Origin of the sequence: Phenylobacterium sp., from assembly GCF_037138395.1 — a bacterium.
In the GTDB taxonomy this organism is placed as follows: Bacteria; Pseudomonadota; Alphaproteobacteria; order Caulobacterales; family Caulobacteraceae; genus Phenylobacterium.
Map to the genome: position 1 here is coordinate 1 of NZ_JBAXIM010000113.1, position 8,387 is coordinate 8,387.

At 71.1% G+C, this 8,387-nt stretch carries 6 protein-coding genes and 1 pseudogene; 5 read left to right on the forward strand and 2 right to left on the reverse strand.

The window, feature by feature from the left end; genetic code table 11:
• Both WCJ52_RS09550 and WCJ52_RS09555 read right to left on the reverse strand, forming a co-directional pair.
• Positions 1–545: pseudogene (locus WCJ52_RS09550) on the reverse strand (hypothetical protein); the annotation flags it as partial.
• Entirely contained in the window at positions 542–4,162 is a 3,621-nt protein-coding gene (locus WCJ52_RS09555; RefSeq protein WP_336903075.1) for a hydantoinase B/oxoprolinase family protein, read from the reverse strand. The pseudogene WCJ52_RS09550 and the gene WCJ52_RS09555, both read right to left, overlap by 4 nt.
• Before the next feature lie 185 nt (positions 4,163–4,347).
• On the opposite strand from WCJ52_RS09555, the gene WCJ52_RS09560 reads away from it, so the two are divergent.
• The 5 genes from WCJ52_RS09560 to WCJ52_RS09580 all read left to right on the forward strand — a co-directional run.
• Positions 4,348–5,037, forward strand: a complete 690-nt coding sequence (locus tag WCJ52_RS09560; protein WP_336903076.1) for a molecular chaperone DjiA — start codon at positions 4,348–4,350, stop codon at positions 5,035–5,037.
• 294 nt (positions 5,038–5,331) lie between these two features.
• Positions 5,332–5,646 carry a hypothetical protein gene (locus WCJ52_RS09565; protein ID WP_336903077.1) on the forward strand — a complete coding sequence of 105 codons (315 nt, stop codon included), beginning with the start codon at positions 5,332–5,334 and terminating at the stop codon, positions 5,644–5,646.
• 88 nt (positions 5,647–5,734) lie between these two features.
• A complete protein-coding gene (locus WCJ52_RS09570; protein ID WP_336903078.1) occupies positions 5,735–6,022 on the forward strand; it encodes a putative quinol monooxygenase in 288 nt (95 codons plus the stop codon).
• A gap of 16 nt (positions 6,023–6,038) precedes the next feature.
• The gene (locus WCJ52_RS09575; protein WP_336903079.1) at positions 6,039–7,262 is read left to right on the forward strand and encodes an acyl-CoA dehydrogenase family protein; all 1,224 of its coding nucleotides are present in this window, start codon (positions 6,039–6,041) and stop codon (positions 7,260–7,262) included.
• A gap of 14 nt (positions 7,263–7,276) precedes the next feature.
• The coding region (locus WCJ52_RS09580; RefSeq protein ID WP_336903080.1) for a serine hydrolase domain-containing protein at positions 7,277–8,387 on the forward strand (1,111 nt) is incomplete at its 3' end.

The window sequence follows — 8,387 nt, forward strand, 5'->3', positions numbered from 1 at the left end:
TCGAACGCGGCGCCCATCAGGGGGGCGTTGCGGGTCAGGCGCTCGGCGGCGACCGGGCAGGCCTGGGGCAGGGTCCATCCCATCCACTGCTGGGCGACCGTGCGGGTTGGCAGGTTGGCGGCGGGTGCCCAGACGGCGCGGCCCTTGGCGATGGCCGCCTCGCCCCGCGGGCGCAGGGGGGAAATGCTGGCCTGCTCGGCGGCCTGGAGGGCGGAGGTGAACAGCTTGAGGTGGATCCGGGCCTGGGCCTGGAGGTCGCCGTAGACCTTGAGGTCGTCCTGGAGGGACGAGCCAGGCCGGCGATAGGTCTTCTCGATCCGGGTCACGTCCGGCATCACCCGGTCGTGTTGGGCGAGGTAGCCATCCAGCACGCCATAACACCAGCCGACCAGTCCATAGTCGTCCTTGGGTGCGCCAGCCGGGCCTGGGGCTTCCGCCGCCCGGGCGGCGACCCGCTCGGCTGTGGCCTGGGGCGCATCGGCGGGCAACGTGGATGCCGCGGGCTCCTGGGCGGCCAGGGCGAGGGCGAGGGCAAGGGCGATCATGGGGCGGGATTAGCCTCTGAATCCGGCGCAGATGTGGCGGAGGGCGGTCCGAAGCCGCCGCCTCCGGGGGTCTCGATCTCTATGGCCTCCCCTGCCGCGACAGTCACCGAGAAACAGCCGCCAAGGGCCAGGAATGAGCCGTCGGCGCGGATCAGGCGCTGGGCGCCGGGCCGGGCGGGGCCGCCGCCGGCCAGCCCCTGGGGCGCGCACGTCCGGCGGGTGGACAGGAGGGCCGCCTCCAGGGGCGCCAGGAAACGGATCCGCCGGCGCACGCCGTCTCCACCCCGGAAGGTGCCTCTGCCCCCTGAACCCAGCAGGATTTCAAAGGTTTCCAGCCGCACCGGGAAGCGCCGCTCGAGGATCTCCGGGTCGGTCAGGCGCGAGTTGGTCATGTGGGTATGCACACCACTGGCACCCGGTCCCCGGGCCGAGGCGCCGGCCCCACCGCAGAGGGTCTCGTAGTACTGCCTGTCGGCGTCCCCGAAGGTCAGGTTGTTCATGCTGCCCTGGGCGTTAGCCATGACGCCGAGGGCCGCGTAGAGGGCGTCGACTACATGCTGGCTGGTCTCGACATTGCCCGCCACCACCGCCGCCGGCGGGGCAGGGGCCAGGAGGGATCCGGGCCGGGTACGCACCCGCAGGGGCTTCAGGCAGCCGGCATTAAGGGGGATATCGTCGTCCACCAGGGTGCGAAAGACGTAGAGGACGGCGGCGTCCACGATGGCCGAGGGCGCATTGAAATTCGTCGGCACCTGGTCGGAAGACCCGGTAAAATCGATCTCCGCTCCCTGCCGGTCGCCATCCAGGGTGATGCGCACGGCGATCTCGCCGCCCCCGTCCATGGGAACCCTGGCCTCGCCATCCGACAGCCGATTCAGGGCCCGCCGCACGGCGCTGGCGGCATTGTCCTGGACGAAGTCCATGTACCGGGCGACGACCTCGCCGCCCTGGTCCCGGATCATGCCCGCCAGGGTGTCGGCCCCGGCCTGGCAGGCGGCGAGCTGGGCCTTCAGGTCGGCGAGGTTGCGGTCCGGCGCCCGGCAGGGCCAGGGACCCGCCAGCAGGGCCTCCCGGACCTCGGCCTCAAGGAAGACGCCGGCGCGCATAATGGGCAGGGCGTCGAGCAGAACCCCCTCGTCTTCAAGGGTTTGGGAGAAGGGCGGCATGGAGCCGGGCTGGACGCCACCGACGTCGGCATGGTGCCCGCGGGCGGCGACGAAGAGGTCCGGGGGCCCCTCCGCCTCCGGCCGGGTAAAGACCGGCATGACCACGGTGATGTCCGGCAGGTGTGTGCCACCCGCGTAGGGATTGTTGAGGGCGAAGGCCTCGCCCGGCTTCAGGATCCCCCGCCGCTCGCGCACGGCCAGGACGGAGGCGCCCATGGAGCCCAGGTGCACGGGCATATGCGGCGCATTGGCCACCAGCCCGCCGTCTGCATCGAAGAGAGCACAGGAAAAGTCCAGTCTTTCCTTGATGTTGACCGAGTGCGCCGTGCGCTCCAGGGCCGCCCCCATGGCCTCGGCTACCCCCATGAATCGACGGTTGAAGAGCTCCAGGGTGACGGGATCGGGACGGTCCAGGCGCACTTCCCGGGGGGCGGGGCCGGCGATGCGGGTCAGGCGGATCAGGCCATCGGCCTCGCCTCGGGCCCGCCAGCCCGGCAGGACGGCGACCTGGGTATCATCGCGTACGATGAGGGCCGGGCCGTCGATCTGGGTCAGGGCGGCAGCCTCCACCACGGGCGCGGAGAGAGCCTGCGACCGGCAGGTCATCTGCCTAACGCCCTGTCGGGTACCGGTGGGGATGGAGACGGGGGTTGGAGCGTCCCGGGTGGGTCCCACCGGCAGGGGGGGTGCTGTCGCCTCCACGGCCTCGACCTCGACCCGGGCGATGCGGACCGCCCGGTCGGGTTCGGTGAATCCGAACAGCCGGCGGTGGGCATCTTCGAAGGACTCCCGCACCTCGTCCCCGGATCCCGGTGCCAGGGACAGGACGGCGTCGGTGCCATCGTAGCGCAGGCCGAGGCGGACCTGGACCTCGCCACTGTCGATTCCCTGGGCGGCCAGGCCTGCGAGGGCCTCCGCGCCGAGGCGGGCGGCGAGGTCCGACGCGGCGGCTAGCCCCCTCGCGTCGAGGGCCGTCTCCAGCCCAGCTTGCAGAAGGACGGTGGGTCTAGCCTGTCCCATACCCCAGGCTGACAGGACGCTGGCCCGGCCCGGGCAGAGGATCTCGTCCATACCCAGGGCCTCGGCCACATCGCAGGCCACCTGTCCCGCCGCGCCGCCGAAGGCGACGAGGGCGTGGTCGCGGGGGTCGAAGCCGCGCTCGGTGGACATGCGCCGTACTGCCTGGGCGGTCTGCTCGACGGCCACGGCCAGGAAGCCCTCGGCCGCGGCCTCGGGCCCGGCCAGGCCCATCTCCGACGCCAGGCCTGCAAGGGCCGCCCGCGCCGCCGCCGCATCCAGGGGGGCGTCGCCGCCCGGCCCGAAGACGGCGGGAAAACGCGCCGGGTCCAGCCGACCCAGCACCAGGTTGGCGTCGGTCACCGTGGCCGGTCCGCCGCGCCCGTAGGCGGCTGGCCCGGGATCGGCGCCGGCGCTGGCCGGTCCCGCCCTGGCTCGGTCGCCGTCGAAGTGGAGGATGGAGCCGCCCCCGGCCGCCACCGTCTCGACGTCGACCGTGGGCGTGCGCAGGCGCACCCCGGCCACCTGGGTGGTCTGGCGCCGCTCCAGCACCCCGGCGAAGCGGCAGACATCCGTGGAGGTCCCGCCCATATCAAAGCCCAGGACCGCCCGACTTCCCGCCGCCCGGGCCGTCGCGGCCACGCCGGAGACCCCGCCGGCGGGACCGGACAGGACGGCATCCCTTCCCCGGAAGGCTGAGGCCCGGACAAGGCCGCCAGCCGAGGTCATGAACCAGAGGGGCGCCCCGCCCACCGCAGACTGGACCTGGTCCACATAGGCCCGCAGCACGGGGGTCAGGCAGGCGTCCGCCACCGTCGTTTCGGCCCGGGGCAGGAAGCGCGGCAGGGGCGAGACCTCGTGCGAGAGGGCGATGAAGGGGATGCCGGCTTCCCGGGCCAGGCGTCCGGCCAGGATCTCGGGCTCCGGGTTGAGGTCGGCGTGCAGGAAGGCCACGGCGGCGGCTTCGTAGCCGGGGGCAAGGTCGGCCAGCTTCGCTGCCAGGGCCGAAGGGTCCAGGGGCTCGACCACCGCGCCGTCGGCGCCCAGCCGCGCATCCACCTCCAGGACTCCGGCGAACAGGGGCTCGGGGCGACGGATGTCGAGGGCGAAGAGGTCCGGCCGGGACTGGTCGCCGATCCGCAGGGCGTCGGCAAAGCCGCGGTTGGTGATTAGCAGGGTGCGGGCGAAACGTCGCTCCAGGAGGGCGTTGGTGGCCACGGTCGTGCCCATGCGGATGGCCTCGACCCGGTCGCCGGGGAAGGGCGCATCGGGCGCCACTCCCATCAGCCGCCGCATGCCTTCGACGGCGGAGTCCGCCCAGGCCGGCGAGGCTGACAGGAGCTTGGCGGTCGCCTCCCGGCCGTCGTCGGTCCGCCCCACCACGTCGGTGAAGGTCCCGCCCCGGTCGATCCAGAAGGTCCAGCGCCTGTCCAAGGGGCCTCCGCCGCCACTCACCTGGGTCTAAGACCACACCCGGGAAAGCCGCGTCCAGTGTCGGCCGCCCCCGGGCGGTTCCATCTGTCGAAAACGTAACAATCCCGTAGTCGCCGCCCGGTATATGGACGGCGTCATGAAGGGAGCGCGCCGTCGGTGCGGCGCGGCGAGATTGGGGCGCTGGCATGGGCTTCTGGAGCAGGATCGCGACCCTGGCCGTCCGCGGGCCGGATGCAGGCGACTGTGACTGCCCGCCGGGCCCCCCCGGGGCAGACCCGGCCTTCTCCACGGCGGTAACCGCCCTTGGCGCCAAATTGGCCAAGGCTGACGGCCGCGCCCGGGTCTCCGAGTTCGACGCCTTCGCCGAGGTCTTCTCCCCAGAGGCGGCGTCGCAGGGCAATGTCCAGCGCCTCTACGACCTGGCCCGGCAGACCACCCACGGATACGAGAGCTATGCCCGCCAACTGGCGCGCCGCTACCGCAACTGTCCCGGCCTGCTCGAGGACGTTCTGGACGGCCTCTTCCACATCGCGGGCGCCGACGGGGCGGTCACTGACGACGAGGAGGCCTATCTGGAGCGGGTGGCCGAGCTGTTCGGCTTTGGTCCCCTGTCCTACCGCCGGATTCGCGCCACCCATCTGGGAGCCCCCGATGGCGACCCCTACGCCGTACTCGACGCCCCGCACGACGCCTCGGACGCGGACCTGAAGGCCGTCTGGCGGCGGCGCATCGCCGACGCCCACCCGGACCGCATCCACGCCCTGGGCCTGCCCGACGAATACCTCGACATCGCCCACGCCAAGTCCGCCGCCCTCAACGCCGCCTACGACTCCATCCGCCGCGAGCGGGCGGAGGTCGCCGCGGCGCGGGGGTAGGGCGGACCTCAGCTGCCTGCGACACCCTCCGCCTCAGGCCGAGGGCGGTGGGGAAGCGTCAGCGCGAGAGACACTTTCCCCGAGGCTAGGCCAGTGACTGATGGGCACTGCGGTGTCCGCCCGGGCCGGCGGGGCCTGGTCCGTTATTCACGACCCTTCACGGTTTTTTCCCGCTGGCCCCTGCCCGGAGCCCCCCTGTCCGGACCGATTCCAGTTGACGCCCCCGTGGGCGCGCACAACATGTTGGGAAGGCTGGACCGGACGGTCCGGCCCTGCCCCCTGCAGAGGATGTCGATGATCCGTATCGCTAATCGTTCCGGTGCTGCCTTCCTTCGCGGCCCCAAGGCCGTGCTCGCGGTCCTGGGGGCGGTGGCGGGGCTGTTGCTGGCGGCCGTCGCGGCCCTGTTCGCGGCGGCGACCGTCGTGGTGGTGGCGGTGATCGGGACGACCCTCCTGGGCCTCGCCGCCCTGACGGGGCGGCTGCGTCGCGCGCCGGTACCCGCCGCTTCGGCAACGGGGGCGACCGGCGAGGTGATCGAGGCCCAGCGGGTGGGCGGCCACGAATGGGTCGCCTACGGCTGGAGCGACAAGGACGGCCCGAAGCGCTGATTTCCCCCCGGGTGACGCTGCGGCGGGGCTTGCTGCCTGCGGGGGGTGCCTCTACCGTCCAAAGCCTCACACAAACGGAGGAAATGGAATGATCGGCGTCATCGCGACCCTGACCGTAGCGGAAGGCAAGAACGCGGAGTTCGAAGCCATCTTCACCGAACTGGCCAAGCAGGTGAAGGCCAATGAGCCCGGCTGCCACGCCTACCAGCTGACCCGCAGCCGCACGAACGCGCAGGTCTACAAGGTGCTGGAACTCTACGCCGACGAGGCGGCCCTGAAGCACCACGGCGGTACGGAATACTTCAAGGCAGCGGGCCCGAAGATGGGTCCCTGCATGGGTGGCCGGCCCGAGATCGAATACCTCGACGGCGTCTGACACGGAGACGAAAACCATGGACCTGGCCTTCAACAAAGACGACCTCGCCTTTCGGGACGAGGTCCGGGCCTTCATCGCCGAAGCCTTCGACGACGACATGCGCGCCCGCTCGGCGCAGTCGAAGAACGCCCACATCGACAAGGCGGGCCAGGTCCGATGGCTTAAGCGGCTGAATGAAAAGGGCTGGATCGCCCCGGACTGGCCGGAGGAGTACGGCGGCACGGGCTGGAGCCACAGCCGCAAGTATATCTTCGAGATGGAGATGGCCCTGGCGGGCGCGCCCTCGACCTCGAACATGGGCCTGACCATGTGCGCCCCGGTGGTCATGGCCTTCGGCACCCCCGAGCAGAAGGCCGAGCACCTGCCCAGGATCCTGTCTACCGACGTCTGGTGGTGCCAGGGCTATTCCGAGCCGGGCTCGGGATCGGACCTGGCCTCCCTGGCGCTCAAGGCCGAGCGGGATGGCGACCACTATGTCCTGAACGGCTCGAAGATCTGGACCACCTACGCCCAATGGGCGGACTGGATGTTCTGCCTGGTGCGGACCTCGAACGAGGCCATTCGCCAGGTGGGCATCAGCTTCCTGCTGCTGGACATGAAGACGCCGGGCATTTCCATCGTGGCCCTGCCAACCCTGGACGGCCCCGCCCAGGGCGAGCAGGAAATCAACCAGGTCTTCTTCGACAACGTCCGCGTGCCGATCTCCAACCGGATCGGCGAAGAGGGCCAGGGCTGGACCTACGCCAAGTACCTGCTGCAGTTCGAGCGGGGAAATCCCTATGCCCCGGGCCTCACCCACCAGCTGGAGAAGGTCAAGCAGATCGCCTCCCTGCAGGCCTCCGACGGCGGCGGCAAGCTGGTCCATGACCCGGCCTTCCGGCGCAAGCTGGCCGAGATGCAGATCAAGGTGGACACGCTGAACGCCACCGAGCTGCGGGTCTTCGGCTCACGGGTCACCGGCGAGACCCTGGGGGCCGTGTCCTCCATGTTCAAGCTGGAGGGCAGCCAGGCCCAGCAGGCCATCACCGAGCTGGCCCTCGAGGCGGCCGGCGTCTACGCCGCGCCCTTCGTGCGTGACACCTGGGCCGAGATCCGGGGCGAGCGCAACGAGCCCCGGGCCGGGCCGGACTATGCCGCCACCCTGGCACCGCACTATTTCAACTACCGCAAGACCTCGATCTATGCGGGGTCGAACGAGATCCAGCACAACATCATGGCCAAGATGGTGCTTGGCCTCTGACGCGGAGGACAGGCGTGTACGAGGGCTTTGAGAAGGCGCTGGAGGCGGCGGTGGCCTCCGGGCGTATCGCTGGTGCCGTGGCGGCCGTAGCGGACCGCGACGGCGTGACCTACACCCACCAGGCCGGCTTCCGGCAGGCGGGCGCACCGGCGGCCATGACCCAGGACACGATCTTCTGGCTGGCCAGCATGACCAAGGCGGTGGTCTCGGTTGCGGCCCTGCGGGAGGTGGAGGCGGGCCGGCTCAGCCTCGACGGTGACCTGTCGGGTCTGCTGCCTGAATTCACCGACCTGCAGGTGCTTGAGGGCTTTGGCGAGGATGGCACCCCGCGCCTGCGTCCGGCCCGGCGGGCTCCGACCCTGCGGGACCTCCTGACCCACACCTCGGGCTTTGGCTATGCCTTCCTGAGCGAGGACCTCACCCGATGGCATCGGGTGACCGGGGCGGCGGATCCGAACGGCGGCACCCGGTCGGCGCACGTCCTGCCCCTGCTGCACGATCCCGGCGAGGCCTGGAGCTACGGGATCGGTATCGACTGGGCGGGCCTGGCCGTGGAGGCCGCCAGCGGCCAGCGCCTGGACGCCTACCTCAATGACCACATCCTCGGCCCCCTGGGCATGACGGACACCGGCTTCGCCCCCGTGGACCCGGAGCGGCGGGCCACCGCCCACCTGCGGGTCGAGGGAACCCTCTTCCCGGCCCCGACTCCGTCCGGTGGCACTGAGGCCGAGGTCCTGTCGGGCGGCGGCGGCCTGCACGGCACGGCACCGGACTACATCCGCTTCCTGCGCATGCTGCTGAACGGCGGGGAGCTGGACGGCGCCCGCATACTGAAGCCGCAGACCGTGCGGTCCCTCAGCGAGGTGCAGACGGGGTCTCTCAAGGCCGGGGCCTTCAAGACCGCCAACGGTGCCCTGACCACCGACTTCGACCTCTATCCCGACATGCTGACCGGCCATGGCCTCGCCTCCGTCGTCACCCCGGAGGCGACGAAGCAGGGGCGCGGGCCCGGTGCCCTGAACTGGGCGGGGATCTTCAACACCTATTTCTGGGCGGACCCGGATGCGGGCAAGGCCGGCGTCCTTTTGACCCAGCTCATGCCCTTCGGCGACCCGGACGTCCTGG